This window comes from Bacteroidia bacterium (assembly GCA_033391075.1).
Classification (GTDB): domain Bacteria; phylum Bacteroidota; class Bacteroidia; order J057; family J057; genus JAWPMV01.
Genome location: JAWPMV010000002.1, coordinates 60612 through 87117 on the forward strand (window position 1 = coordinate 60612; position 26506 = coordinate 87117).

A 26506-nucleotide genomic window follows, 5' to 3' on the forward strand; every position below is an offset into this window, starting at 1 on the left:
TGGGGCACATTTTTTCCAGGTCTTCTTTTCTTCCATCAGATAAGTAGGTACAACCATAACAGTAGTACCAGTCCCTAGAAACCAGCTTTAAATGCCGCGAACTCTTTTTTTTCAGAACTGGTACTACTTAGTAAGCTACGGTCATTATTACTTCATTTGATCAATGACATTTTTTGCCTGATTAAATGATAATTGAATGCTTTCTAGGTTCTTCAAAAACAAAGTATTCTTCCCATACCTCTTCAGTTTCAGATACCAGCTTAATTTTCCTTTACTTACAAAGTATCCCACCTGGAATCCGTCATCAGTTACAAACTTGTTTTCGATGTACTTAGTGCTAGTAGCATCTTTAGCAGATTCTTCGACCAAAGCTTCCATTGCTTTAATTACCTCAAGTAAGTCCTCGTAAGCAATTGAGGCAATGTGCGTGCTATACTTATCAGCCTTGCTGATTTGGTAAAAATACATCGTTTGGCCCCCTCTTTTGATCTCTCTGACTTTTGTATCTGCTACTCCATAAAGAAGAGATAGCTTTGAAAGTTCAGTATCAGTGAATTTCATAATTTCACCTGTCCCTGATGCAAAGGCTTCCATTTTGGATTGAGTTTCTGGATCTGGTGGAGCTGTTTTCTGGTCCTGAGAAAATGATACAAGGCAAGAGATTAGAATAATGATTAATGAAAATGTTTGTTTCATTTTTGTTATTGGTTGTTTTAACTATGTGTTTTTACTTAATGGTGGTGATCGATATCAGTAAGTTTGGTTTTTTGATGATTTACTCTAAACCTTAATTACAATATCATATTTTATCGGCTTCTTAGTCTCACAAAACTGCCACCCCGAAAAATTAATAACTCCCTTTCCAAAACTTACCGATAAATAACCTTCAAAAGGAAATGAGTCAACCATACTGCGTTTATTTTTAATCATTTCCCTTTTCTCTTTACTGGTAATTTCCTCTCCAGCTAGGTTAAATATTTTATAGTGATCAGTTATACTTTGCTGGTATTCCTGCCATCTTTTTTCTATTTCTTTGTTTTCAATTTGCTGAATCATATCAATTGCATAAAGCGCGGAAATAGTTTCTTTCACTAATTTTATAATATCCATAGTTCGTGCGTTTTATTCAATTCCAAAGGAAATCCTTGAGTCTGTCTTTGTTGTTATTATCACAAAATACATGCGCAAACTATAAGTACTGAAAATAATTCATTCTGAGTTATCTTAATCGTTTCATGTTGTTTATTAATTACTTATAGTTTCTGCAAATATTTACTACCGGTAGATACTCTGGCATATTCATCATTCCAATATGATAATATTTATAACTTATTCCGAGCTGTTTATATATAAGTGATTCATTCGCTTAAATAAAATAAGTGTCCAAACCTTCCAACCATTGAGACAAAACTGCGTCACGTGACAGTATGAGCAGAATAGAAAAATTAGAACGCCATCAATCCAGCTTAACTGCAGCCATAACAAACTAAAGAGTGAAAGTATTAAACCCTTGACTGAAGTAGGCATAGTAAGTTTCGATAAGCTATTACTGCGAAAAAATACCTAAGCTGAGCCCTTTTTGTATAACGTAAAATTTAAGACCCCAGATGCTAACATATTTTGGGCTGTCTTGTTTCCAAATATCTGGAGAGTTGGGGATAAATTGTTAGGTGAATCTTATCTAAGCATGGAGACTCTACAAAGTAAACAAAAAGTTTGTGTCGGGCTGTTATCGCGAATGAATCTATATTAATCTAAGACGCTGTGACCTGATTCAGTATACTTGAGAGTGCTTTGTTTTCCTCCAAAGATCCCAGGACTTTTACTTTTTCAATCTTTATTTTCCCCTATTTAATGGTTTAACTTTTCTTTTTGAAAGCTAGGGAGAATCAAATCTGGAAAATTAAATCCTATAAATAGGACGAATCTTAATTCAATAATTAGGATTTGGTGGTAGCCTCAACTTTTTAGGCTAAGCACTTCATAGTAGAAGGATTCGGGACATACATCGATGTCAGGTGTTTCGATCTTTGTGTTAACATAATTAGGGTTCTATTCAACATTATAAAATTTCCAACTTAAGATATTTTGGGGGGGTTGTTGAATTAAAATTCTCTGAGTTTAATTAAAGGGGAGATTTTGAATATTGATCATATTTCATAACAGGATAGAGATAAGAACCGTATTATTTCATAAATTGAAGATATGAGGACTTTATCAATAAACATACCCGAAGAAGTGAATGAAAAAGAAGTTCGGATGACTATAGCATCAGCTTTGTTTGATAAGGGAATCCTTTCTTCCGGACAAGCCGCAAAATTTGTGGGGATATCAAAACGAGAATTTCTTGAAACCGTTGGGAGATATGGTGTTTCCATATTTGGTGAGACGGTAGAGGATTTAAAAATTCCTTTTGATTGATGGATAAGGTAATAATCTCTGATACAAGTTGTTTGATTGCATTAGAAGGGATTGATCAGCTTGTACTACTAAAACAAATTTTCCAACAAGTAATCACGACCCCAGAGGTTGAGCAAGAATTTGGCAAAGAATTGCCAGATTGGATAAGTGTTCTTTCTGTAAAAGATCTTCAATTCCAAAAAGAGCTAGAGAAAAGATTAGACTTGGGTGAAGCAAGTGCAATAGCATTGGCCCGACAGCTTGAAAATAGTATTCTGATTATAGATGAAAAGAAAGGCAGGAAAATCGCAAAAGAATACCAAATATCTATTATTGGAACACTCAAGGTATTGATATTAGGCAAAAAGAAAGGATTTATACCTACAATTAAAGATCCCTTGAAGAAGTTGCACAAAATTGGGTTTCGGTTTTCACGTGCGATCCTAGAGGAAATCTTAAGAGAAGCTGATGAAAATTAGGAATAAATTCCGATAGGGTAGAATTTCCATCCGGAATAATTTCCAGGATTATAATCATAATTATGTTAACAATCGGGTGGAAACCCGGTAACATGTCATTCTCAAATATCGAATTAATCTATAATAATTACCTGTAGTAGAAAATTTACCTATTCCCTTTTAACCTCATGATAATAGTTACCTAACTATTAATTTCTGAAATGTAGTTTCTCCTTGGTGATTAAGTTCAAAGAAGTAATTCCCAGGAGTTAATTGTGAAACTTCCCAATCTAGTCGATTTATTCCCTGTTTAGCTAAATAAGATTTCTTCGAAATCAATTTCCCCATACTATCAAATAGTCTGATTGCTACAGGCCCTGGTATTTTTAAAGAAAAGGTAAGCTCTGTTTTATACAAGGCAGGGTTTGGAGAAATTTGCTCAAAAATATGACCCTTCGAAGCAGTCGGTTCGATGGATGTACTCATAAGTGGAAGTTCATACACCCGAACATGGCCCGCATCATTTGCAATTCCATCATTCAAAGGAGCACCAATGGCAACTCTTTGACCATCTGCTGAAAGTGAAACGGAATAACCAGATCTATCGCCAGCAAACTCCCCATCAATATCATCACCTAGTTGTAACCAGTTGTTTCCATCCCAATCAAAGATTCGAAGATGGCCTGCATCATTTCCGTTTCCATCATTTGTATTTGCAGTAACGGCCAATCGGTTTCCGTTATTGGAAAAAGATACTGCAAACCCAGAAGCATCTTCGGAGGCTTCCCCATCTATGTCTGAACCTGGGGTAGCGGGGGCATTTCTACAGAAAGTTACGCTACGCATAAAGTTTTCTCTATATGAGGAGTGCTGATAATCTCTCCTCACTCACCTATTTGCTTTATGAGCCCTAATGTATTTATAAAGAGTGGGTTTTGAAATCTCCATCATTTCACAAATCTCGGCAATGGTATGTTCCTTTTTATCATAGAGGTTTATAGCCACTTTTCTCTTCTTTTCACTCAGGGCAAAAGGCCTTCCCCCCAATCTTCCTCTGGCTCTTGCAGCTTTGAGTCCAGCCTGTGTTCTTTCTCTGATAAGGTTGCGTTCAAATTCAGCCAGAGCAGCAAAAATGTGAAAGATCAGTTTCCCGGTAGAGGAAGAGGTATCCATTGATTCCTGCAAAGATTTTAACTGGATCTGTTTTTCCTCCAGGGTATTTACCATTTCAATCAAATCTTTGAGCGACCTACTGAGTCTGTCAAGCCTCCATACTACCAGGGTATCTCCCGTTCTAAGATATGCAAGTGCCTGATCCAATCCTGGTCTGGATGCAGTAGCGCCACTTTGATGATCTTCAAAAATCTTTTCACAACCTGCTTGCCCTAATGCGTCCTTTTGCAGAGAAAGATTCTGATCATCTGTAGAAACTCTGGCATATCCTATAAGCATATCTATTTTTTAAAAGTAAATATACTCATCATTAATGGATTTGGGTTTACTTTCATTTATTTACTGACTTTATTAACCAGCTAAAAGTGAGTTTTAGCTCTTCTGTTGGAGAGTAAATAAAACGCCCCTTTGTTTTACCAGCCTAAATTAACTCCAACTCCTTATGTCCCAGAAAAAGTCCTCCCATGTGAGTATTCACAACTATTACCTTAAAACTGAGCAGTTCTCCGAAGAAGAAATGATTCGAGACTGGACACTCTCAGAGGTAGATAAAGCTCAACTCATGAGCGTTCAAATGAACTATCAGCTATTTATAGCCCTTCAACTATTGGCTGTAAAACTCTATGGCCGTTTTCTGAGAGATGTTAATCACCTCTCTCCCCGCATCAGTTCTTATCTTTGTACTCAGTTGGGGCAACCGCCCTCTCTATTTGTTGAATATCCAGATAGAAAAGCCACTCTTTCGAAATACAGAAAACAGATCCTGACTCACCTGGGCTTTCAAAAATTTACTAAAAAAGTAGAAGCGGAGCTGATAGGATGGCTCAAGCCCCTCATTCATTCAGGAGTTCTCCCAGATCATCTGTCTGAGCAAGCCCAGCAATATTTGCTTGAGGCCCGGGTTTTACTTCCCGGAAAGACGATATTAGATCGGCTTATCCACAGCACCTTTCAGGAAACCCAAGGTCAGCTTTTTGAAAATATCTACCACAAACTGAGTCCTGATTTAAGAAAAAGTATTGATGCTTTATTAGAAGTGGATCCAGACAAGCAGCATTCCTTTTTTCAACAGCTCAAAGAGTATCCTCCTGCTGCAGGTATCCGTTCTCTGAAGTTATATCTATCTCGTTATCAAAAACTATCCCAGATAAAGTTCAGTCCTTTTGAAAATTACGCATTAGCACCTCAATGGGTTGAACATTTTTATAAACTGGCCATTTCATATCATGCCAAGGATCTCAAACGATTTAAGAAAAGCAAAAAATACATGCTTATGCTGTGTTTTTTGCTAGAGAGGAAAAAGATGCTGACCGATTACCTCATTCAGATGCACGAGCAATATATCGCTGAGATACTCAGGCAGTCCAAGAACAGTTACCAGAGGAGCCAACGAAAACTAAGAAGAACCTATAAAAAAGCTGTAGACATGGCCCTTTTCACAACCGAGACCTTACTCGATTGGCCAGAGGAGGAAGAAATAACCACCCTAGATCTATGGGAGAAAATTGATAAGCAAGCCTTGAGCAATTGCCGTATCCATCTCAAACTCTATAAAGAGATGGAAGAAAAGGGTCTGGGACATATTCTCCTGCGCCGCTACCCAAGCCTGCGAAAATACTTTGCACACTATATAGATTTGCCTTTTAAAGCAGCACTAGGGAGTGAATCTATACTACTGGCTCTGGAGCTACTCAAAAAACTGGATCAAGGGGTCCTCAATCAATTACCGGATGAGACTCCCCTGGATTTTGTACCCAAAGAATTAGAAAAGCTACTTTATGATGAAAAGGGAACGATCAAACGAAATGCATGGGAGCTCTCCTTGGCCATTATCTTAAAGGATGCCCTCAGAAGCGGAGATATTTACCTGGAAGAGAGTAAAAACTATGTCTCATTCTGGAATCTGATGCTCAGTGAGCAAAGATGGAAGGAGCTTGAACCCAGTACCTACAGCTTAATGGGACAGCCAGAGAAAAAACAGGTGCATCAGCAAACTCAAAAGCAATTTATCCAGGAGATTAAGAAGGCTCAATCGGCTTTCCCATTAGATGATTTCGCTAAAATTGAAGGGGGAAAGCTCAAGCTAAAAAAAGATGATAAAGCCCAGATCCCTGATCAAATTACTCGTTTACAGAAAACCCTGGATGCATCCTTGCCTATCATTCGGATTGAAAAATTACTTCAAGAGGTTGATAGACATACCCGATTTACTCGTCATTTTATTCCTGAGCATCCGCATAATTCCAGGCCTAAAGATTTCTACACCCACTTAATGGCTACTCTCATATCGCAGGCCACAAATCTGGGAGTAGTTGCGATGAGTGCCAGCATGAAGCATGCTCCGGTAGATAGACTTCGCCATATCCTCAGCTATTATATCCGAGAAGAAACCCTCAAGGCAGCTAATGCTGAAATTGTCAACCATCATCACAAATTACCCTTAAGCTCTATTCATGGATCCGGAGAAATCTCATCTTCAGATGCCCAGAGGTTTGGTATTAGGGCATCAAGCTTACTGGCTTCCTATTATCCCAGATACTATGGATACTATGAAAAGGCCATTGGAATCTACACCCATGTTTCTGATCAGTATTCGGTCTTTAACACAAAAGCTATTTCCTGTGGACCCAGAGAAGCACTTTATGTGTTGGATGGATTATTAGAAAATAACACGATCCTCAAGCCACTAAAACATACTACAGATACCGCAGGATACACCGAAATTATATTTGCCCTCTGTCATCTACTAGGCTATTATTTTATGCCCAGGATCAGGGATCTCAAAGACCAACAACTCTACAGAATTGATACCGATCATGAATTGGGAGTTTTCAGTCCTTTACTGAGCAAAAAGGCAAATCCTAAACTCATAGAGGAGCAATGGTCAGAGATGATTCGAGTGGCCAGGTCTTTACAACTAAGAACAGCTCCCGCCCATGTAGTTGTACAAAGACTGATGAATGCTTCCCCTGCTGATAATCTGGCTAAAGCATTCACCCATTTTGGCAGAATTATCAAGACCCAGTACATACTCAGATACATCTCTGATCCCAAGCTGAGGAGAAGTGTACAGTTGCAACTAAACAAAGGCGAATACAGACACAATCTCCCTCGAAAAATCTTTTTTGCCAATCAAGGGAAGTTCACCACAGGGGACTATACCGAGATTATGAATAAAGCTTCTTGCCTTAGCCTTGTCTCAAATGCTATTCTATATTGGAATACACAAAAAATCCAGCGTATCGTTCATAAAATGAGAAAGAACGGACAGATCATAGAAGATGATGTCCTAAAGCATATCTCTTTGCTACCCTATAAACATATCATTCCCAACGGCACATACTTTATCGATTAAACAAACATATATGAAAAACCTAATGCGTAGCGTAACTTTCTGTTGAAATGCCCCCGCTACCCCTACTCTCAATTTATTAAAAATAATCAAACTGTCTGTCTATGAGAGGGATTTCACCCATGAGTTTGCTTTTCGCTCCATACATAAACAGATCAAACTGACCCTTTTTGAACATTCGCATGGTCTCAAATCCTTTGATTGTAGCATAAGCAGTCTTCATGGATTTGAATCCCAACGTTGGTTTAATCAGTCGCTTGAGTTTTCCATGATCAGCCTCAACTATATTATTCAAGTACTTGGCTTTTCGATGTTCTGTAGATGCTGACAAGCGATGCTCTTCCTTTAGCATTTTAATGGCTTTGCCATAGGTAGAATTCTGATCTGTGTTGATCACGTAGGGCTGCTCCCACTCCTTTAACCCCTTGATTGCTTTCTGTAGGAAACGTTTTGCTGCTTTTGTATTCCGGGTAGGAGACAAATAAAAATCAATGGTCCTTCCGTATTTGTCAACAGCTCTATATAAATATTTCCAGACTCCTTTTACTTTGATATAGGTTTCATCTACTCGCCACGATCCACTGAAGGAGAACTTTTTGTACCAACGCATTTGCTTTTCCAGTTCAGGAGCATAACGCTGTACCCACCTGTAAATGGTGGTATGGTCAACCCTAACTCCACGCTCTTCCATCATTTCTTCAAGATCCCGATAGCTGATCCCGTATTTGCAGTACCAACGGACACATTGAAGAATAATTTCTCTCTGAAAATGACGGTATTTGAAGGCACTCATGAGCTCGGATTAGTGATTGTGAGTTGACATTAAATATACGAAGCATAATCTTTGCAACAGGGTCAGAAAAAGCCATTGAAAGGAAGATAATGAATACCGTTTTCATTCTATAAATGCATCTAATTGTCCAACTGAAATCAAAAAAACAGTATCTATCCTTTAAATTTTTTCATGAAAAAATGAAGATCTTAACCAAATAAAATAAAAGGCCATAATCCCATTATTATTTTAAGGAGGTAATTCCTAACTGTAAACATTGGTTCAAACTTGTATTACTCCCAAATTATCTCGGCTTCTCTTAATTCGACGGGTTGCGGTAGGACATAGTATCCACAAATATCAATTGTATACATTACATAAAAAAACAAGAACTTTGAAATAAATTCATTTTTATTATCGGATGTCCAATAGGTAAAATCGAATATATAATTATCATTTTCTAAAATGATTGTAAAAGTTTCATATTTCACCCCTTTATCAACACTTGCAGTATTCAAAAAATATATCTCCTCCATTGTATTTACTGCTTTTGAAAACTCCTTAATTGTGAATTTCTTTACAGTGTCTTCCGAAACTAAATTTAAGAAATAGTCTCTATAGGTTTCTATGGTTAGCCCTATTGTTTCCTTTTTATTATGAATAAATATCTTAAAGTTATTGCCTTTTTTTTCTCCAATTTTGCAAAACAATGCTTTTGAAGAATCATCTTTTATTTCCCAATGAGATGGAATACTAAGGTTAATCTGACCATCAGAACTTTTGATTCTTTTCATTATAATTTCTTGTTTGTCGCCAAGAAAATTTATCTCAGAAGATCCTGAAACTTTCCTTATATCCCTAATAGTAGAATTCTCTTCCTTTGTCAAATCCGAAAACTTTCCTAATTCCTCAATTCTAAAGGAATCAAAATTTGGTCGTTCTCCTCGCATAAAATATAATATCAGGACTAAAGTGAATATTATGCTAAGAAGATAAATGATATTTTTTTTCATTTTATAGTATCTTTAATCTTAGTTTTCACTAGACAGCCCACCCTCAATTGATCCAGAAAATGTAGTTTTTCCAACTTTTACTTTGGGAGATTGGACTTTTAGCCCTGCTTTGGCTTTTATATTTCCATTTTCATCAATGCTATAGGAGCTAAATACACCTGCTGTATTAGTCTTATCACCAGAGAAACTTGTAATAAGAGTCATTGCATCTCCAGTCTCAAGGTTTTTACTTTGTGTTAAAGATATTGAATGAGTGGAACCTGGGACTTTAACTTTAACGTTTAGGGAGGCGTCTACAGATTCTTTTGTTTTATTTTCCACTGTAACGATATTTTGGGTCCCTAACATTATTCCATCTTTAGCTGGTCTAAGATCTTTGATAGCACTAGGATTGGCTCTGTTGCAAACATTATAAATGATCACAAGATTGTCAGGCTACTCTCAATTTATTAAAAATAATCAAACTGTCTGTCTATGAGACGGATTTCACCCATGAGTTTGCTTTTCGCTCCATACATAAACAGATCAAACTGACCCTTTTTGAACATTCGCATGGTCTCAAATCCTTTGATTGTAGCATAAGCAGTCTTCATGGATTTGAATCCCAACGTTGGTTTAATCAGTCGCTTGAGTTTTCCATGATCAGCCTCAACTATATTATTCAAGTACTTGACTTTTCGATGTTCTGTAGATGCTGACAAGCGATGCTCTTCCTTTAGCATTTTAATGGCTTTGCCATAGGTAGAATTCTGATCTGTGTTGATCACGTAGGGCTGCTCCCACTCCTTTAACCCCTTGATTGCTTTCTGTAGGAAACGTTTTGCTGTTTTTGTATTCCGGGTAGGAGACAAATAAAAATCAATGGTCCTTCCGTATTTGTCAACAGCTCTATATAAATATTTCCAGACTCCTTTTACTTTGATATAGGTTTCATCTACTCGCCACGATCCACTGAAGGAGAACTTTTTGTACCAACGCATTTGCTTTTCCAGTTCAGGAGCATAACGCTGTACCCACCTGTAAATGGTGGTATGGTCAACCCTAACTCCACGCTCTTCCATCATTTCTTCAAGATCCCGATAGCTGATCCCGTATTTGCAGTACCAACGGACACATTGAAGAATAATTTCTCTCTGAAAATGACGGTATTTGAAGGCACTCATGAGCTCGGATTAGTGATTGTGAGTTGACATTAAATATACGAAGCATAATCTTTGCAACAGGGTCGTTTTCAGTCCTTAGAAATTGCCTTTGTCTAGATAAATTAATAAAGTAAATCATGAAAAAATTATTATTACTAGCTCTCCTGCTTCCTTTAATGATCTCTTGTACTCCCACTGAACTAGCCCCAGGAGAAGGAATTATCAGTATTGAAAAAGATGGAAAGAAATGGAAAGGGCTTGAAATCGATGCTAGATTTAATTCTCGAATACCAGATACCTGGATTTTAACTATTTCAAAGGAGGGAAATAGCAATCGATTGTCTGAATTACTTACATTTTCAAATATTCCTCCAAAGAAAGGGATGCATACAATTGGCCGATCCATTCCTGGAGAAGAGCCTGAGGAAATAATATTTCCGGCCTTTGGGACTCTTGATTATGATATACCTATAGACAATTATTCACTCGAAGAAAATCCAGAAAATTCCTTTGAAATAAGTTCTTTTGATCCAAGTACGAATGAAGCAATCGGCAGTTTTAGAGTTACCCTTTTTGATGGGGAAGGAAGCGATAAGAAAACTATAACTTTCACTTCTGATGAATTTAGGGTTATTGTGAAATAAGTTTCTTTCTAAGAATAGAATTCACCCAACCTATTGAAATATGTTGATCCCCCATTCATCTGCAAAAGATAGATGGGGGATTGCTTCTTCTGGGGAAAGATAAAACCTTATTTATCGAGTAGGTCAGAGAACTTCGATCCGAAGACCTTAGTTCTCTTTCCCCTCAAAGAACCGGGCAGATGAGTTTCCCCATACCCGGCTCAGGCACACATAAGGTCAGGGTAGTGTAGTAACCTGACCCGGCTTTTCAACACGTAACTTCTCGGCATGCACTCTTTTGTGGCACTCAGGATGCAACATCACCAGATTACGAAGGATATACTTTCCTCCCAGATGTTTGGGGAGGATATGATGGGTTTCCCAAAAGGTATCCAAAGTAATCCTTTCCCTGCAAAGCCCGCACTTTCCTGATTGCTGTTCCCAAAGCTTTCTTAGCATTCCATTCCTAAGGGCCTCTTTCACCTTTCTTTCTGCCCGCTTCTCAAAGTATTCTTCCCAGCTTAGATCATAGGGATTTGCATCCTTTTTGATTTTCACATATCGTTTGATGGGGATTTGGTAAGCTTGAAGTAAGGCCAGCGTTTGCTCGCCTACTTTAGCCTTTAAGGCCCAGCCTTTTGTTCCCTGTAAACGAAAATACTTTCTTCCAATCCAGTGCTTGTTTTTATTCGGATGTCGCCTGCATGCCCATTGCCAAATTCTCTCCCAGATATAGGGGCTCTGTTGCAAAGATGGGTTGATCCGAAGTTTCGTAACAAATAACCTTTCCTGATTTACTCCAATCCCTTCAAGCTTTTTTTCAAGAGGCGATTCTTAAGCATCACTTCAGCCAAGGCTTCTTTGAGCTGAACATTCTCATCTTTGAGTGCATCAACTTCTGTGCTAGTGGCTTCTCGTTTGAGATCGCCTGTCAATCGCTTCTTTCCTGCTTCAAGAAACTCTTTGCTCCAGCGGTAATACATATTGGGATGGATCTTTTCCTTGCGACAGATCTCGGCTATACTTTCTTCCCCTCGAACTCCTTCCAGGACAATCCGGATTTTTTCCTCTGCGCTAAACTTGCGGCGAGTACGACGCTTGATCTCTGAAATGCGGGAGGATACTTTGGATTTTTTAGGCTTTGCCATAAGACTTTTAAGTTAAGTGTTTTATGAAAAAGCACACCGTAAAATTACAACTAAGCTAGTGTTTCACTTTTTGCTGACGCCATACAATTGGGACTATGAACTCACTATTCCTTATACAAACGAGGAGGAATTAGAAAAAACAATAGAATACATTTACCAAGAAATGCAGAATTATGCTGATATGCGCAATTGCTTCATTGAGGTCCATATACACGATCCCATTTCAGACAGATCCTGGTAGACGGCGCATTTTGCACAGTTTTCTGCCGTTCCCAAACTATTATCTACAATTTCATCGTTTAAGAATCTTCCCTTCAAACTTTTGCTTTTTCAAGACTGTTGTAAAAACTGCTCGATAATAATAAATACCTGCAGGCACTTCCTGGATAGACTCACCTCCCCATGGGATTTCCAGAATGCCTGAACCTTCAAACGCAAATGTATGATTAAAAACACGCTGCCCAGAAGATGAAAATATTCTGACCTCAAGGTCTCCCGCAGTTGGCATTTCGAAATGAAGAGTTGCAGATGATTCAAAAGGATTGGGATAAGCATAAACTTCCTGCTTTTGTGTAAAAACAGGAACTATAGGTATTTCGGAAGGATCTCCTGGAGTTTCCAAGATTTTTAAGGTTTGGTTAAGCGCTATATTTTTTAGCGTATCCTTTAAGCCTGAATTCCAATGAATAATTAACTCCTCTACCTGACTTGCATTACCTAGTCCAAAATGAACAGGTTGGATGCTTTGACTGAACAAGCTAGCACCATGATAATATCGATGATACGTTTGTCCATTCGCTTTTGCTATCAATTTTGTTCCAAATGCGTTTTTATTAGAAATGGTTCCTTCCAATTGGATTTTTAGCCAGTTAGCGGTAGAAGGGGTAGAATTCGTGATAAGTGAATTCCGGTATAAAAAAGGAGAAGTTCGCATATTGGCAACGAGGATATCTAAATCGCCATCATTATCAAAATCAAAAACCTCCAATCCTTTGGCACCGGTTGTATCGGCAGTTCCGGATTCTGTAGACCAGTCATCAAATATGTTGCTCCCTTCCATCAACATATTTTTAAAAAAGAAATTATTGACAGATTCCTGCCCCTCTCCAAAAAGCTTATCTATCGGCCCATTGACAGCAAATAGATCTTCATCTCCATCATGGTCATAATCAAAAAATTCTGTTCCCCATCCCCATCCACTGTTTTCTACACCCAAGGATTCTGCTTTGTCCGAGAACCTATGTTGGCCAGTATTATGATAAAGAGGATTGGGGTGATGCTCATAGATATTGGTTATATACATATCAAAATTCCCATCATTGTTGTAATCCCCTATGGCGATACCCATTCCAGCGCCTTCATCATTGACTCGATAGGCCGTTCCTGCTTCTTCAAAACGAAGCCCTCCTTTACTAATCCAAAGTTGGTTAGGCTGGGTATCATTTATATTATAAAGATCCAGAAATCCGTCATTATTTACATCTAGCGCTACACTTGTCCAGGTAATCCCAAAACCTCCCATCCCCATTTCTTCCGTAATATCCTCAAAAGTCCCATTACCCAGATTTTTGTACATAATATTCTCATCGTTTAGCATACTGACAAAGAGGTCCAAATCTCCATCACGGTCTTGGTCCCACCAAAGGCCACTACCACTGTAGCATTCAAGACATCCATCAACACCAGCATCCGAAGTAACATCTGTAAAGGTTCCATCGCCATTATTATGATAAAGCTGGTCTTTGCGGCTGTTGGTCAGAAAGATATCGGGATATCCATCATTGTCATAGTCTCCCCATGATGCCCCCATTTTCTCTCCTCTGGCAGCTGGAACCCCGTAATTGATAAATTGCTTATCAAAACCCGCTTCTAAGGTAACATCCTGAAAACTTCCGTCACCCATATTACGCATCAATCGTGACCATGTATTTTCATCGCTGAGCTCAAAAGAAGGTATCCCCACAAAAAATATATCCAAATCCCCATCGAGGTCATAGTCAGCTACTGAAACACCATGGTTATTTGTTACAAGATTTAGTCCCGCCTGCTGGTCTACTCTTTGAAAGGATTGAGTCATTCCAGGAATAATCAGGCTGACCAGAAATAAGCTGAGGTAAATATTTTTCATATTTGAGGGTTTGATGAGTTCTACAATAAGAAAAGTAGACCCAACAGGCTCAAAAGTCCTGTTAGGTCTAACTAACTACTATTAGTTATATCCTGGATTTTGGACATATGTACCCTGACTCACGGTGATCTGCTGTTGTGGGATGGCTAAATATTCATCCCTTCCAGCGGTAAATCTTCCGTCTTTCAAGTAATCCTTTCTGTTTTTCTCACTTTCGAAATAGGCATTCATGGTTTCCTCTGCAATGCCCCATCTTACAAGGTCAAAGAACCTTTTAGATTCAAAAGCTAATTCCAGACGGCGTTCCCACCGCAAGATTTTCCGGGCATTTTCCTGAGAGCCCAATGTTGCGTAAGTTCCAACATTCCAGTTACCTGTAGGATTACCATCGGCATCAGCTATGCGAGAGAGACTTTCAGGTGCAATCGCTCTTTCACGAATAGCATTAATGATATTCAATGCCTCATCTAATCGATTCAATTCAATTAGGGCTTCCGCTTTCATTAATAGTAAATCTCCGTACCTAATTTGGTCAGTATTACGCGCAATGCTAAAGAAGGCAGTATACTGGCGAAAAGCAGGTGAGGTTGGCAGTTCCTGATCCTTCATTCCCATATAGTAGCCATATACACCAGGTACTCGGCTATAGGTAGAATCATAAATCCTATTAGGGTCATATTTAAAGGGCATTCCGGGGATTCCTGCAGTATGGGCAACTCGTGGATCCATAGAATTGGCCAGCATATCTACTCCTGTTGCAATTTCAGGAGCATTGTCATAGGTATCAAACAAAGGCAATCCATTAGCATCCGTTTTAAACGCATTCACAAGGTTTTGTGAAGGTTGATTAAAGGAACAACATCCATAACCTGGGCCCAAACTAGAAGTCAAACCTGTAGAAAGATTGCCACGGCCTTCAGGCGATCCATCATCAATAGATCTCATAATGGCCCATACGGATTCAACTCCACTTTCAAATTCCCATAGGAAATTTTTTGCATAATCATCAAATAAAGCATACTCTCCCGTGCCCTCGATGGCTTCAATAAGGCTAACAACCTCTTGAAGTTCTGATTGGGTAATACTGACTACCTGGTGACTCTCATCTTGAACATAGGCTTTATATAACAATACTTTCGCGAGATAGGCCCTTGCTGCATTTTTGGTTGGTCTTCCTTCCTCAGCCTGTGTATCTGGTAAGTCAGCAACACCAGCTCTGAATTCATCTGCAATGTATGCCCAGCCCTCCTGGTCGGTCAGCTCTCTGTTAGTAAGATTGATTACTTCTGCCTTATCAACATCATCACTAATGAAAACCGGGAATTTGTACAATATTTTGAGAATGAATTCTAAATGCCCTCTGATAAATCGCATTTCTGCCAATCGTTCGTTTTTCAGCGGATACTCAGCTTCAGTCAATTGCTTGACCCGTCTCATCGCATCGTTTGTACGAGAAAGAGCCGCGTAGATAGTCGCCCAGTTGTGATTGCTATTAAAATTATTCGCTGTATTCAGAGAAAACAACTCCGTGGTATGGGAATCAAACTGGTCGCCAATACCCCCACCTCCTTTGTATCCATCGTCTGCACGAACCGTTCCCCATGCCCACATGTCTCCATACTGATTCGACAAAAGGCCGTCGTTCCCTAATCCTGCATAAGCAGCAATCACCATTTTTTCTGCATTCTCAGGGGTATTGAGTTCCGCGTCAGAAATCACCCCTTTGGGTTGAAAGTCCAGAAACTCCTCTGAACAACCCAATCCCATTACCCCCAATAAACAGAGGAAAAGGAAGGATTTAATACTTATTTTATTTTTCATTTTTTCTATGTTTATCAATTAGACTTAGAAACCAGCTGTCAAACCCAATGAAAGTCTAAGTGGTCTAGGATACTTGATTCCTACATTGGGTTCGATAGCCCATGCTGCGTGCACAAATTGGTTGGGACCACTTTTGTCAACTATCCATCCCAGGTTTTCTCCTGTGAAATAAACACGCAGATTTGAAAATACACCTCCAGCTATGTCTTGGGGAAATGAGTATCCCAATGAAGCTTGTCTAAAAGCAAGGAAATCACCATTTCTGACATTGTAATCGAGAGAGAATCCAAAGGGATTCAAACTATTACTTGCAGCAGGAATGTGGGTGTCTGTATTGGTAGGTGTCCATGAATCCAACTGAAATACTCCTCCATTTTCTCCATTGATCAATGATCCATTTTCCATCCGGAACACATCAGGCGTTACATCTCTTCCTAGCATACCCCATATAAATAAACTGAAGTCAAAATTTTTCCAGCTTACCTGTGCATTTACTCCATATTCCAAATCTGGTACACCATTAGCTCCACCATATTCCTGGTCAAGGGCATTGATCACACCATCGTTATTCAAATCCACATATCTGAGGGATCCTACCCTTTTACCCGTTTGATCAGCATGGGCTGCTACTTCCTCTTCATTTTGGAAGATTCCATCTGTTCTAAACCCAAAAAGTGCATTAGGTGCTTGCCCTATGATATTTTGCTCTGCATTGCCGGGATAAGAAGTCCACAAGTCTTCAGGCAAGGAAGTTATAATAGCATTATATGCGGAGAAATTGGTAGTAATAGAATAGAATAAATCTCCTTCTCCAGCACTATTATAAGTAATTCCCAATTCCCAACCATTGGTTTCCATATCCGCCCCATTGGCAAACCGATTCGCTCCATCTCCAAAGGCAGCGATAGCAGTTGGTTGAATCAGGATATCCTCTGTTGTCTTTTGGAATACTTCAAAAGAACCACTAATCCTTTGTTCCCATAAACCGAAGTCAACACCTAGGTTAATCTCTGTTTGAGATTCCCATCTAAGGTTTGGATTTCCCGTTTGTGTAGCTAGGAAACCAGAAGGCAAAATACCTGAATTGTTGTTTCCAATATCGTAGGAAGTGGCAGCGTCGGGACACACCGCTTGCGCACATCCGCTTCCCCAGGGTAGAATAGTAGATTGAGGAGCGTATACTGCACGATATAGACCAAATCGGGCATCGTTGAGAATGTCCTGGTTACCTGTTTGTCCCCATGCAGCTCTAAGTTTCAGATTGGAGAAAACATTCATGTTTTGAATGAACGCTTCTTCACTTAATCGCCACCCCAAAGATGCTGCTGGAAATACTGCGAATCGGTTGTTGATCCCGAATCGAGAGGATCCATCGCGGCGTATGGTAAATGAAGCCAGGTATTTGTCGGCAAGTGAATAATTGATTTTCCCAAAGTAAGAGAAAAGAGAAAATCCTGTACTACCTCCCGTAGAGGTTCTCTCCCCTGAGGCAGCATCTAGCTGAAAATAATCTACCGTTTCCAATGCAAATTCTCTTGCAGAAGCAGAAAAGTTGGTAATGGTATTCTTTACGGCTTCAGTACCTAACAGCGCAGAAAAATTACTATTTCCAAAACTTGTATTGTAGGTTAGGGTATTATTGAATACCCAGTTGACCTGATGTAACTGTCTCTGGGAAAGTTCTGCTATAGAGTTGCCAAGGAATCCCCGTGAATAGGTTCTGAAGATATCTTTGGAAAAGATTTGATCATAATCAACCCCTAAATTGGAACGTAAATTAAGGCCTTTAAGTATTTCAATCGAGGCGAATAAATTTCCAAACACTTTTACGTTATCAATACGGTCATCTTTATTGTCTTCAGACAAAGCAACAGGATTATCACGGTCAGAAAATCCTCCCCCAGGAGGGCCTGAGAAGCGACCATCTTCTGTTCTTACAGGAAGAATAGACTTATATCGGTAAGGACCGTTGGCAGGGTCGCCTCCAAATCCTACATCTAACCACCTCCTTTTACCGTTGCTGACGCTTACATTTTGTCCAATGCTTACTCTGCCATTCAGGAAATTATAATTAGAATTAAGGCGAAGCGAGATTCTTTCATAGTTCGTATTGATAACCACCCCCTTTTGGTCAAAGTAATTGGCAGAAAACTGCACACCGCCTCTTTCATTTCCTTGTGAAAAAGAAAGGTCATAATTCTGTACAATACCTGTCTGTGCAACTTCATCCCAATAATTAACACCTTCTTCCAGGCTTCCTCCATAAATACTGTTGGGATGCCCAGCGGGTCTTAGCTGATCTTCCTCATCTAGCCATTCCGGATAGATAATTCGGTCCAATACGGGTACTCCTGTCCCTTGAATTCCAGATCCAAGGCTTGGATCAAGGTGCCATTCGTAGGTATATACACCTGTTGCATTCGGGTCCGTTCCATCATTTACTGCGCCTTGCCATTCGACTATGGCTCGTTCTTCACTATTTGTTAGTTGGTCTCTCAGGTTCCAATTTTCAATGCTATATCTTGCATTAAAAGTGATCTTAGGCGTCTTGTTTTTATTGGGCTGCTTTGTGGTAATGATTACTACCCCGTTTGAAGCTCGAGATCCATAAATAGAGGCAGATGAAGCATCTTTTAGTACCTGAATAGATTCGATATCGTTAGGGTTCAACCATGAAAGATCCCAACTGGTGTTAGCAGCTCCATTCTCATTGGTTTGAAAGGGTTGTACAGGGACTCCGTCTACGATGTAAAGCGGATCATTATTTCCTAGTGTACTGATCCCTCGAATTCTGACAGAAGTACCCTGACCGGGATCACCTCCTGTTGCGACAAAAACCCCCGGGGATCTCCCCTGGATAGCCTGCAAGGCATTGGGGTTAGGATTACCTTCTATTGCATCGACATCAATGACCGATACAGCTCCCAGAAGGTCCTTTTTTCTTTCCGAACTATAGCCTGTCACAACAACTTCATCCAAGGTGGTAACATCTTCTACCATTGTGACAGTAACAGATGAACCAGCCACAGTTACCTCTTGATTTAGATATCCGATATAGGTAACCAGGAGAACAGACCCTTCGGCTGCCTGAATGGTAAAACTTCCATCAGATTCGGTAATGGCTCCGGTTGTTGTACCTTTTACAATTACAGTAGCTCCAGTTAGTCCTTCGCCCTGTTCGTTGATTACTTTTCCAGTTATGGATTGGCCTATTGTCCATATCGGTGTCGATAGGAAAATGACCACCCATAGAATCTTCTGCAAGCGATGCGAGTAGGGCTTGCCAAAGGACTCTTTGGTACCAAGTAGTCTTCGTTTCATACTAGTTAGTTATTAAGGTTAATGATTAATTCCATATTTGGTTGAGTTGAAAAAGCTTTCCTCCTTTAAGAAAAACCTCTTCACCTTCAGAGAATACATTGATTTGTGAGAAGGGCTGTGATGGGAAATAGATATCTGTCATCACAACTGCTCCATCGTCAGCAAAAAGCTCTACTGATGCAAGGTCAAAAAAGAGATGAAGTCTAAGGATATTGTCAGAAATTTGCCGAGGAGCGGTGTGAATCTTCGATCCATACTTGTCTGAAAAAGACTTGTCTCCAGTTGCTGTTCGATCACTATAAAACTGATTGGTTTTTCCATCAAAACCGATCGTATATTTATCTCCATTTACATTGGAAAGTTGAACACCCGTCTTACCTGAATATCCTTCAGGTAATTCTAGTTCTAAAATGGCTTCCATTTGATCCGGTTTTATTCCCAAACCTTGAGTCAAATTTATAGAGCTAGCTAAAACAGTTTCGGCAACTTCAAAGGACTTTTCTCGGATTACTTCCAATTCTTTTACAGGTAATGAAGATATCCTATATCCTTTATCGGTATTTTTCAGGATCAACTCACGGGGTAAGGTCATCGCACTTCGCCATACCTCGGTAGGCACTTTTGTTGCATAATCCCAATTAGACATCCATCCCAGAAAAAGCCTTCTTCCGTCATCCTTCGGAATATCCGACCAGCTTACACCCGCATAATTATCTCTTCCATAATCAATCCATACCGCTTGTTCGTTTTTTACATCCTCTGCAAATCTTTCATCAAGGCTGAAGGTTTTCCCATCAAATTCTCCTACGAAATACTGGGTCGCAGACCCTCCATTTGGACCTCCGGGATTTATACTTTGTATTAGGACCCATTTCTGCTCCTGGGTCCCTTCAACCTTCATAGGAAAAATATCCGGGCATTCCCATACACCTCCATGGTTTCCCCATTCTTTCCCAAAGTCACTAAGATATTCCCAAGATTTGAGGTCCTTGGAACCCCATAATTTAGAATGATCTTGAGCAGCAAATATCATCACCCACTGCTCTGAACCATCGTCCCAAATCACTTTAGGATCACGAAAATCTTTGATTCCAGGATTAGGGATTACAGGATTCCCTGCATATTTGGTCCAGCTCCTTCCTTTATCATTGCTATATGCGATTCCCTGGGTTTGGTAGTCATTTCTCCCTTCATTTGCTCCCTTCATGTCATGGTAGGTATATATGGCAATAAGGGGAGATTCGTCTCCTGTTTTAAAACCACTGGTATTGTTGTGATCCACTACAGCACTACCTGAAAATATATAGCCTAAAGAATCTGGGTAGAGGGCAATAGGCAAATGTTCCCAATGAACCAAATCAGTACTCACAGCATGGCCCCAATGCATAGGCCCCCACACATTGCTATCAGGATAGTGTTGGTAGAATAAATGATATTCTCCAGCATAATAAACCATCCCATTGGGATCATTCATCCATTTTTCTTCTGGAGAAAAATGAAATTGAGGCCGGTGTTGCTCTTGGTAATAATCAGATTTTATTTCCTGGGTAACATCGCGAGAATTATCCGTGGGAACTTCCTTACAAGAGTTCGCTATGGTACTTAAGAGAACCCCAATCAAAATAAGTGCTATATATCTCATAATTAATTTGTTATTGATTGTTTATCATTTCTGAATGGATTAAGCCTTCTAACTCCTGCTCTGAGATTTTAGCGGTTCCTCCTTTTTTGGAAGCTACTAATGCTCCCATTGCACAGGCATATTTGAGGCAATCATCCTTGCCAGCGCCTTTTATAAATTTTGAAATATAACCCGCCAGGAAAGCATCTCCACTTCCAATCGTATCCTCGACGGTGATAGGAAATCCGGGATGAGCTACTATTCCAGACTCATCTATACACTTAGCTCCGTCTTTCCCTTTTGTTAAAAGAATAATATCTACCCCATAAATCTTCCTAATTTGAGTCAAAACAACCTCTTCCTCTCCCGATAAACTCTGCCATTCAGCTATTTTCAGGAGTTCTTCCTCACTCATCTTTATCACATCAGACTTATAGAGAAGTTCTTCGATTAGCGCTTGTGTGTAGAAGGGCGATCTTAGGTTCACATCAAATACCCTTATTTTAGATAAGTTTATAATTTTCAGGAGTATTTCTTTATTGCTTTCAGATCGACAGGATAAGCTGCCAAAAATCAATACTTCTGCAGCTCCAATGTAATCCTTTGACCTGCTATCTAGATCAATATGATCCCAAGCTACAGGACCTATTATTTTATATTCGGGGGAATGTTCGTCTTGAAAAGAAACTATGACCCTACCTGTTGGGAAGTTTTTGTCTACTTGAATTAGCTCAGTAGTAAGATCCTTATTCTTTAAAAAGGAAAGGATTCCGGCACCTAGATCGTCATCTCCTACTTTACTTATAATAGCCACATCCACGCCCAGTTGATTGATTTGAAATGCCACATTAAGAGGAGCTCCACCCACAACTTTTTCAGTTGGAAGGATATCCCATAAAACTTCACCAAAACAGATAACTGAGTGCTCAGACATATTTTTTATTTTTGAACCTAAAATCCTATCTATTTTCATTTATATGGCAATCCGAAAAGACCTAAGAGGGCTTTTGGTCGGTTGCATTCTTTAGGTATTTTTGATTAGCTTTTTTTCCAGCTCTTCAAGAGGAACTCCTTTGGTCTCTGGCATAAGCTTCCAGACGAAAATCAGTTGAAAAACCATCATACCCGCGAAGAATAAAAAAACGGGTGCAGCACCTATTTGTGTAAATAATATGGGCACAGCTGAAGGAATTATTGCCGCCAAAATCCAATGGACCGAACTGCCAAAAGCTTGGCCATTTGCCCTCAAATGATTTGGAAAAATCTCAGAAATAAAAACCCAGATCACAGTCCCTTGTCCTATTGCATGTGCAGCGATAAACATGAATAGAAAAATAGGAACTGCCATGCCTTTCCACTCATATAAAAAGGCCATAGCAACTAGGATTAATGAAATTATATACCCTATAGATCCTATATACATCAACTGACGACGTCCAAATCGATCAATTAGGGATAGGCCAAGTAAGGTGAAGACCATATTGGTTACTCCAATACCAATACTACTTAACAAAGCAGAGCTTTTTGCCAGTCCAGCTATTTCGAAAATCCTCGGGGCATAATACAAGAATGCGTTAATACCTGAGAACTGATTAAAGAATGCAATCAAGAAAGCAAGCATTAGGGGGAACCTGTATCTTGAATTGAAAATACTTTTACTCTCTTTAGATGTATCCTGGTCTTTTAGGATTTGCTCAATTGCATCCCCTACATCAATAGTTGGATCAATTAGCTTCAAGGTTTCCGCTGCACCTGCTTTATCATTTTTCTTAATCAGTTGCCACCGGGGACTTTTGGGCACAGTCAAAACCATGAAAGTATACATAAGGGCAGGAATTGCCTCGACTCCTATCATCCATCGCCAGGAATTCTCCCCAAGGCCGCTTAATAAGTAGTTAGAAAGGAAAGCTACCAGGATTCCAAAAACTATGTTAAACTGGTATAGGGCTACCAACTTCCCTCGATTATTTGCGGGTGCTATTTCAGAAACATATGCCGGAGCAGCAATAGTGGATGCTCCTACCCCAAGACCTCCAAGAAATCGAAAAAAGGAAAATACCCAGGGATCCGTAGCTAGAGATGAGCCCACGGCTGAAACAAAATAAAATATACCAATCCAAAAGAGGGTTTTCTTTCGCCCCAATTTATCTGTAGGAATACCACCAAAGAGTGCTCCAATAACTGTACCCCATAGAGCGGAGGCCATTATGACAAATCCGTGGAATAACTCCCCGTATGGCCAGAGGTCTTGCAGAGCCAAATCAGCCCCTGAGATTACGACAGTATCGAATCCAAATAAAAATCCGGCGAGGGCTACTGTTATCGACCAATATAATATTTTTCGATGATTCACGAGTATAGCTTTAGTAGTCTAATTCAATACAAAGCTAATCTGACTATTTGCGAATCGTCTTCAATATATTTTCAAATTCCTTGTGAATTTGTCTCATCTAAATAAAAGTATAAAATGCTTATATTCAGATACTTAACAAAATTCAGTTGCCTATTAGCAATTAGATACTTTAAATTTTGTTGTATCTACTTGAGAAAATGTTGCATTAATGGTTCTTGCGAAATGCACTAGGCGAGGTTCCATACTTTGAGCGGAATACTGTCGAGAAGTAATCTGGAGAGGAATATCCGACGGTATAGGCAATATCAGATACAGATAGCTTGCCTTCTATCAATAACTCTTCTGCTTTGCTAAGCCTAACTCTTTGTATATAATCACTAATTCCCTCACCAATCAAAGCTTTCACCTTACGATAAAGTTGGGATCTTGATAGGTTTAGTTCCTCGCAGAGGTCGGTTACCTGAAATTCTTGTCGCGTATAGTTTTGATAAATATAGCTATTGAATTTCTGCAGAAATTCAAGATCAATAGGAGAAATATCTTCTTGTAAATCTAGCACCCCAAATTCTATCTCATGGGATTTAATATGGTTTCCAAAGCTTTCTTTGAGCACTTGTCTATTTAACAGTAAGGATTTAATCTTTGCAAATAAGAACTGGACGTTAAATGGTTTGGTAATGTAAGCATCTGCTCCTGTATTCATCCCTTCGATTTGGTGATCTATGGAACTACGAGCCGATAACAATATAATAGGTATATGAGAAGTCCTTAGATCAGTCTTTAAGGCACGAGTGATTTCTAGTCCATCCATAGACGGCAACATAATATCACTTATTACTAAATCCGGAATCAGTTCTTTAGCCTTATCAAGTCCGTCTTTCCCATCATAAGCTTGAACTAATTGAAAACTATTGCTGAGTTTATTTTTCAGAAATTCTTGTATGTCTTTATTGTCTTCAATAAGTAGAATTTGTTGTCCTGCATTACCATTTTCAATTTCATCTTCTTTGGTTTCAAAGGCCCAAGTATTCTCTGTATACATTTCTCCACTTGCTACTTGTTTTGAATCAGAGATAATTTGTGTTTGGTCCAAGTGTTTTTTCCCAAAAGGTAATGAGACAATGAACCTACTTCCCTTTCCCGAAGAACTTTGTACTGATATTTCACCCGCATGCATTTCAACTAGTGATTTGGAGAGAGAAAGCCCTAATCCTGTCCCAAGCATTTGTTGATTTTCCCCTTGAAAGAAGGGTTCAAAAATTCGAGATGCATCAGTTTTACTCAAACCTGTACCACTGTCCTCGACTATGACCGTAACCTTATCATCAAATTTGTCTTCTGAAATGCTGATATGAATTTTCCCACCATCGGGAGTAAATTTGAAAGCATTGGAGAGTAAATTGAACAATACTTTGTCCATCATCCCTATATCGAACCAAAGATCCAACTGATCAAATCGGGTCAGTAGTACAAAATCTATTCCCCGCCTTTCTGCAGCACTTGAAAATGACTCCATCACATTTTTTATAAATGAAATCAGGTCATTTTCACTGGCTCTCAAGGTCATTTGATTACTTTCAACCTTACGAAAATCCATCAGTTGATTTACTAGCCTAAGTAATCGATGCGCATTTTGGTGAATAAGTTTTAAGCTCTGCTGAATCCCTTTATTTATTACTTTAGACGGAAGTATGTCATCAGTAAAACCAAGAATCAAGGTTAATGGAGTTCGAAACTCATGGCTAACATTTGTAAAAAAATCTATTTTCGCCTGTGTCGCGGACTTCACCTTTTCAGACATCTTTATCAAGCGACTCTCACTTTTGGTTATTTCCTGATTTTTAAACTCAAGGTCTCTAAGAGCCGCCTTATTTATTAATAATGATTTTCTAAGAGACAAACCCAGTATCACTGCCAAAATTAAACTTGAAACAAGGACGAAAATAAATATCCTTTGCATACGAGAATCAAGTTTGTAAGTGTTTAATACTTGTAATTGCTCATCTATATTTTCCTGAAGGCTAAAGACTTTCTTCATTTGATTGTGCAAAATGCGAGCATTTGCTTCATCAATAACGATTGTCTCAAGTGTATTTTCCTTCTCATAGGGAAGGTTATTTAATATACTAATGGCTAAGCGGATAGCTTCTCCCCCACCCGTTGGATAGAGCATCGAAGCATCCAGAATCCCATCTTCAACTGCCTGAATACCTCTGCCCGTTCCTGGAATCCCGTCAATTCCAACAAATAATAAACTATCTGCACGGCCATATTTCCTGGCTATTTTATGAGCCCTTTCTGCCAATAAATCGGTATGGGCAAAAATAATATTAGCATCAGGATACTTATTGAGTGTATCAGGAAAGGACTTATCGAAATAGTCAAGATCCCAGGTTATTTCAAAACTGTTTAGAATCTTTAGTTTGGGATATTTGGACAGAGCATCTATAAAACCTCTATGCCTTTCAATGGCAGGGGATATGCTCATAACTAGTTGAATCTCAATTATTTGCGCATTTTCTTTGAAGGTAGTTCCAATATAATCAGCAGCCATTCTCCCAATTTCGTAATTATTAGCTCCTATATAAGCCGTATACAATTCAGATTCCGTTTTCCGATCAATTAATACTACAGGAATACCAGATTGATATACCTCTTCAATGATTGGCGTTAAGGGCTCTGCCTCATTTGGTGCTACCATTAATAAGTCAATTCCATTTTCTATCAGTTCATTAATATGCCGAATTTGCTCTCTACTGTCCCCATCAGATTTTCTAAACTGAAAATCAATTTCAGGATGAAAGGAAAGTTCACGTTGCATTTCGCTATTCATTACATCTCGCCATGCATCATTGCAGCATTGGGCAAATCCTATGACGAATTTTTTTTCTTCCTTTATTTCAGAACAACTATTGAGGAGAATAAGGAGAAGACTGATAAATACTATCTTATAATCAGATTTTAGCATTAAAAGGAAAACCGTCTTATATTTAATTGCTTAAAATATGAATATTCTTGTATATGTATGCAGACTATTCGATTTCCATCCAATTATTAATCACTCATAGTCTAAATTTTATTCAGGCTCTTTCTCCCCCAATTATCGAAGCGGTATGTTACTTAACAAGTAATACTGGCCAATCTTCAAGCAATAATCATGGAAAAAAGAATTATCAAGCTT

General features: G+C 39.1%; 20 protein-coding genes and 1 pseudogene. 4 read left to right on the forward strand and 17 right to left on the reverse strand.

Translation table 11 applies throughout. The features are described 5' to 3' along the window. Positions 1-147 precede the first annotated feature (147 nt). Both R8P61_32680 and R8P61_32685 read right to left on the reverse strand, forming a co-directional pair. Positions 148-696, reverse strand: coding sequence for a hypothetical protein (locus R8P61_32680; protein MDW3651878.1), 549 nt, complete (start codon positions 694-696; stop codon positions 148-150). Between the two features lie 84 nt (positions 697-780). Continuing rightward, positions 781-1110: a hypothetical protein gene (locus R8P61_32685; protein MDW3651879.1), complete on the reverse strand. Its 330-nt coding sequence runs from the start codon at positions 1108-1110 to the stop codon at positions 781-783. Between the two features lie 1095 nt (positions 1111-2205). Here R8P61_32685 and R8P61_32690 point away from each other — a divergent pair. Next, positions 2206-2421, forward strand: coding sequence for a UPF0175 family protein (locus R8P61_32690; GenBank protein MDW3651880.1), 216 nt, complete (start codon positions 2206-2208; stop codon positions 2419-2421). Then, the gene (locus R8P61_32695) at positions 2421-2879 is read left to right on the forward strand and encodes a DUF3368 domain-containing protein (protein ID MDW3651881.1); all 459 of its coding nucleotides are present in this window, start codon (positions 2421-2423) and stop codon (positions 2877-2879) included. Before R8P61_32690 ends, R8P61_32695 begins: the two co-directional genes overlap by 1 nt. A 177-nt stretch (positions 2880-3056) precedes the next feature. On the opposite strand, the gene R8P61_32700 is transcribed toward R8P61_32695, so the two are convergent. Both R8P61_32700 and R8P61_32705 read right to left on the reverse strand, forming a co-directional pair. Then, the gene (locus tag R8P61_32700) at positions 3057-3704 is read right to left on the reverse strand and encodes a T9SS type A sorting domain-containing protein (protein MDW3651882.1); all 648 of its coding nucleotides are present in this window, start codon (positions 3702-3704) and stop codon (positions 3057-3059) included. 42 nt (positions 3705-3746) lie between these two features. Then, positions 3747-4310, reverse strand: a complete 564-nt coding sequence (locus R8P61_32705) for a recombinase family protein (protein MDW3651883.1) — start codon at positions 4308-4310, stop codon at positions 3747-3749. Between the two features lie 163 nt (positions 4311-4473). Here R8P61_32705 and R8P61_32710 point away from each other — a divergent pair, with 163 nt between their 5' ends. Beyond that, on the forward strand, positions 4474-7386 hold the full coding sequence (locus R8P61_32710) for a Tn3 family transposase (GenBank protein ID MDW3651884.1): 2913 nt from the start codon (positions 4474-4476) through the stop codon (positions 7384-7386). Positions 7387-7462: 76 nt separating this feature from the next. Here the strand turns inward: R8P61_32710 and R8P61_32715 are convergent, their stop codons facing one another. The 4 genes from R8P61_32715 to R8P61_32730 form a co-directional block, all read right to left on the reverse strand. Then, positions 7463-8176, reverse strand: coding sequence for an IS6 family transposase (locus tag R8P61_32715; GenBank protein ID MDW3651885.1), 714 nt, complete (start codon positions 8174-8176; stop codon positions 7463-7465). 272 nt (positions 8177-8448) lie between these two features. Next, a complete protein-coding gene (locus R8P61_32720) occupies positions 8449-9168 on the reverse strand; it encodes a hypothetical protein (protein ID MDW3651886.1) in 720 nt (239 codons plus the stop codon). A gap of 18 nt (positions 9169-9186) precedes the next feature. Next, positions 9187-9591 carry a hypothetical protein gene (locus tag R8P61_32725; protein MDW3651887.1) on the reverse strand — a complete coding sequence of 135 codons (405 nt, stop codon included), beginning with the start codon at positions 9589-9591 and terminating at the stop codon, positions 9187-9189. Positions 9592-9617: 26 nt separating this feature from the next. Further along, positions 9618-10331 (reverse strand): IS6 family transposase, encoded by a 714-nt coding sequence (locus R8P61_32730; GenBank protein ID MDW3651888.1) that lies wholly within the window; start codon positions 10329-10331, stop codon positions 9618-9620. A 116-nt stretch (positions 10332-10447) separates the two neighbouring features. Here R8P61_32730 and R8P61_32735 point away from each other — a divergent pair, with 116 nt between their 5' ends. Next, complete coding sequence (locus R8P61_32735; GenBank protein MDW3651889.1) at positions 10448-10954, forward strand: hypothetical protein; 507 nt, start codon at positions 10448-10450, stop codon at positions 10952-10954. A gap of 216 nt (positions 10955-11170) precedes the next feature. Here R8P61_32735 and R8P61_32740 read toward each other — a convergent pair whose 3' ends face one another. The 9 genes and pseudogenes from R8P61_32740 to R8P61_32780 all read right to left on the reverse strand — a co-directional run bounded on the left by R8P61_32740 (position 11171) and on the right by R8P61_32780 (position 26293). Beyond that, positions 11171-11683: an HNH endonuclease gene (locus tag R8P61_32740; GenBank protein ID MDW3651890.1), complete on the reverse strand. Its 513-nt coding sequence runs from the start codon at positions 11681-11683 to the stop codon at positions 11171-11173. A gap of 65 nt (positions 11684-11748) precedes the next feature. After that, positions 11749-12081: pseudogene (locus R8P61_32745) on the reverse strand (transposase). Positions 12082-12373: 292 nt separating this feature from the next. Continuing rightward, on the reverse strand, positions 12374-14209 hold the full coding sequence (locus R8P61_32750) for an FG-GAP-like repeat-containing protein (GenBank protein ID MDW3651891.1): 1836 nt from the start codon (positions 14207-14209) through the stop codon (positions 12374-12376). Between the two features lie 81 nt (positions 14210-14290). Continuing rightward, complete coding sequence (locus R8P61_32755) at positions 14291-16030, reverse strand: RagB/SusD family nutrient uptake outer membrane protein (GenBank protein ID MDW3651892.1); 1740 nt, start codon at positions 16028-16030, stop codon at positions 14291-14293. 24 nt (positions 16031-16054) lie between these two features. Then, positions 16055-19351, reverse strand: coding sequence for a TonB-dependent receptor (locus R8P61_32760; GenBank protein ID MDW3651893.1), 3297 nt, complete (start codon positions 19349-19351; stop codon positions 16055-16057). A gap of 25 nt (positions 19352-19376) precedes the next feature. Next, complete coding sequence (locus R8P61_32765) at positions 19377-20993, reverse strand: glycoside hydrolase family 32 protein (protein MDW3651894.1); 1617 nt, start codon at positions 20991-20993, stop codon at positions 19377-19379. Positions 20994-21003: 10 nt separating this feature from the next. Next, complete coding sequence (locus R8P61_32770) at positions 21004-21945, reverse strand: carbohydrate kinase (GenBank protein ID MDW3651895.1); 942 nt, start codon at positions 21943-21945, stop codon at positions 21004-21006. A 51-nt stretch (positions 21946-21996) separates the two neighbouring features. Continuing rightward, the gene (locus R8P61_32775; protein MDW3651896.1) at positions 21997-23325 is read right to left on the reverse strand and encodes a sugar porter family MFS transporter; all 1329 of its coding nucleotides are present in this window, start codon (positions 23323-23325) and stop codon (positions 21997-21999) included. Positions 23326-23530: 205 nt separating this feature from the next. Continuing rightward, positions 23531-26293, reverse strand: a complete 2763-nt coding sequence (locus R8P61_32780; GenBank protein MDW3651897.1) for a substrate-binding domain-containing protein — start codon at positions 26291-26293, stop codon at positions 23531-23533. Positions 26294-26506: the final 213 nt, after the last annotated feature.

Bases quoted from the DNA above. Each gene is read 5' to 3' on its own strand.
- R8P61_32705 (MDW3651883.1), bottom strand. From the start codon at position 4,310: ATGCTTATAGGATATGCCAGAGTTTCTACAGATGATCAGAATCTTTCT.
- R8P61_32680 (MDW3651878.1), bottom strand. From the start codon at position 696: ATGAAACAAACATTTTCATTAATCATTATTCTAATCTCTTGCCTTGTA.
- R8P61_32700 (MDW3651882.1), bottom strand. From the start codon at position 3,704: ATGCGTAGCGTAACTTTCTGTAGAAATGCCCCCGCTACCCCAGGTTCA.
- R8P61_32780 (MDW3651897.1), bottom strand. From the start codon at position 26,293: ATGCTAAAATCTGATTATAAGATAGTATTTATCAGTCTTCTCCTTATT.
- R8P61_32685 (MDW3651879.1), bottom strand. From the start codon at position 1,110: ATGGATATTATAAAATTAGTGAAAGAAACTATTTCCGCGCTTTATGCA.
- R8P61_32765 (MDW3651894.1), bottom strand. From the start codon at position 20,993: ATGAGATATATAGCACTTATTTTGATTGGGGTTCTCTTAAGTACCATA.
- R8P61_32715 (MDW3651885.1), bottom strand. From the start codon at position 8,176: ATGAGTGCCTTCAAATACCGTCATTTTCAGAGAGAAATTATTCTTCAA.
- R8P61_32730 (MDW3651888.1), bottom strand. From the start codon at position 10,331: ATGAGTGCCTTCAAATACCGTCATTTTCAGAGAGAAATTATTCTTCAA.
- R8P61_32760 (MDW3651893.1), bottom strand. From the start codon at position 19,351: ATGAAACGAAGACTACTTGGTACCAAAGAGTCCTTTGGCAAGCCCTAC.
- R8P61_32695 (MDW3651881.1), top strand. From the start codon at position 2,421: ATGGATAAGGTAATAATCTCTGATACAAGTTGTTTGATTGCATTAGAA.
- R8P61_32710 (MDW3651884.1), top strand. From the start codon at position 4,474: ATGTCCCAGAAAAAGTCCTCCCATGTGAGTATTCACAACTATTACCTT.
- R8P61_32755 (MDW3651892.1), bottom strand. From the start codon at position 16,030: ATGAAAAATAAAATAAGTATTAAATCCTTCCTTTTCCTCTGTTTATTG.
- R8P61_32720 (MDW3651886.1), bottom strand. From the start codon at position 9,168: ATGAAAAAAAATATCATTTATCTTCTTAGCATAATATTCACTTTAGTC.
- R8P61_32770 (MDW3651895.1), bottom strand. From the start codon at position 21,945: ATGAAAATAGATAGGATTTTAGGTTCAAAAATAAAAAATATGTCTGAG.
- R8P61_32750 (MDW3651891.1), bottom strand. From the start codon at position 14,209: ATGAAAAATATTTACCTCAGCTTATTTCTGGTCAGCCTGATTATTCCT.
- R8P61_32690 (MDW3651880.1), top strand. From the start codon at position 2,206: ATGAGGACTTTATCAATAAACATACCCGAAGAAGTGAATGAAAAAGAA.
- R8P61_32735 (MDW3651889.1), top strand. From the start codon at position 10,448: ATGAAAAAATTATTATTACTAGCTCTCCTGCTTCCTTTAATGATCTCT.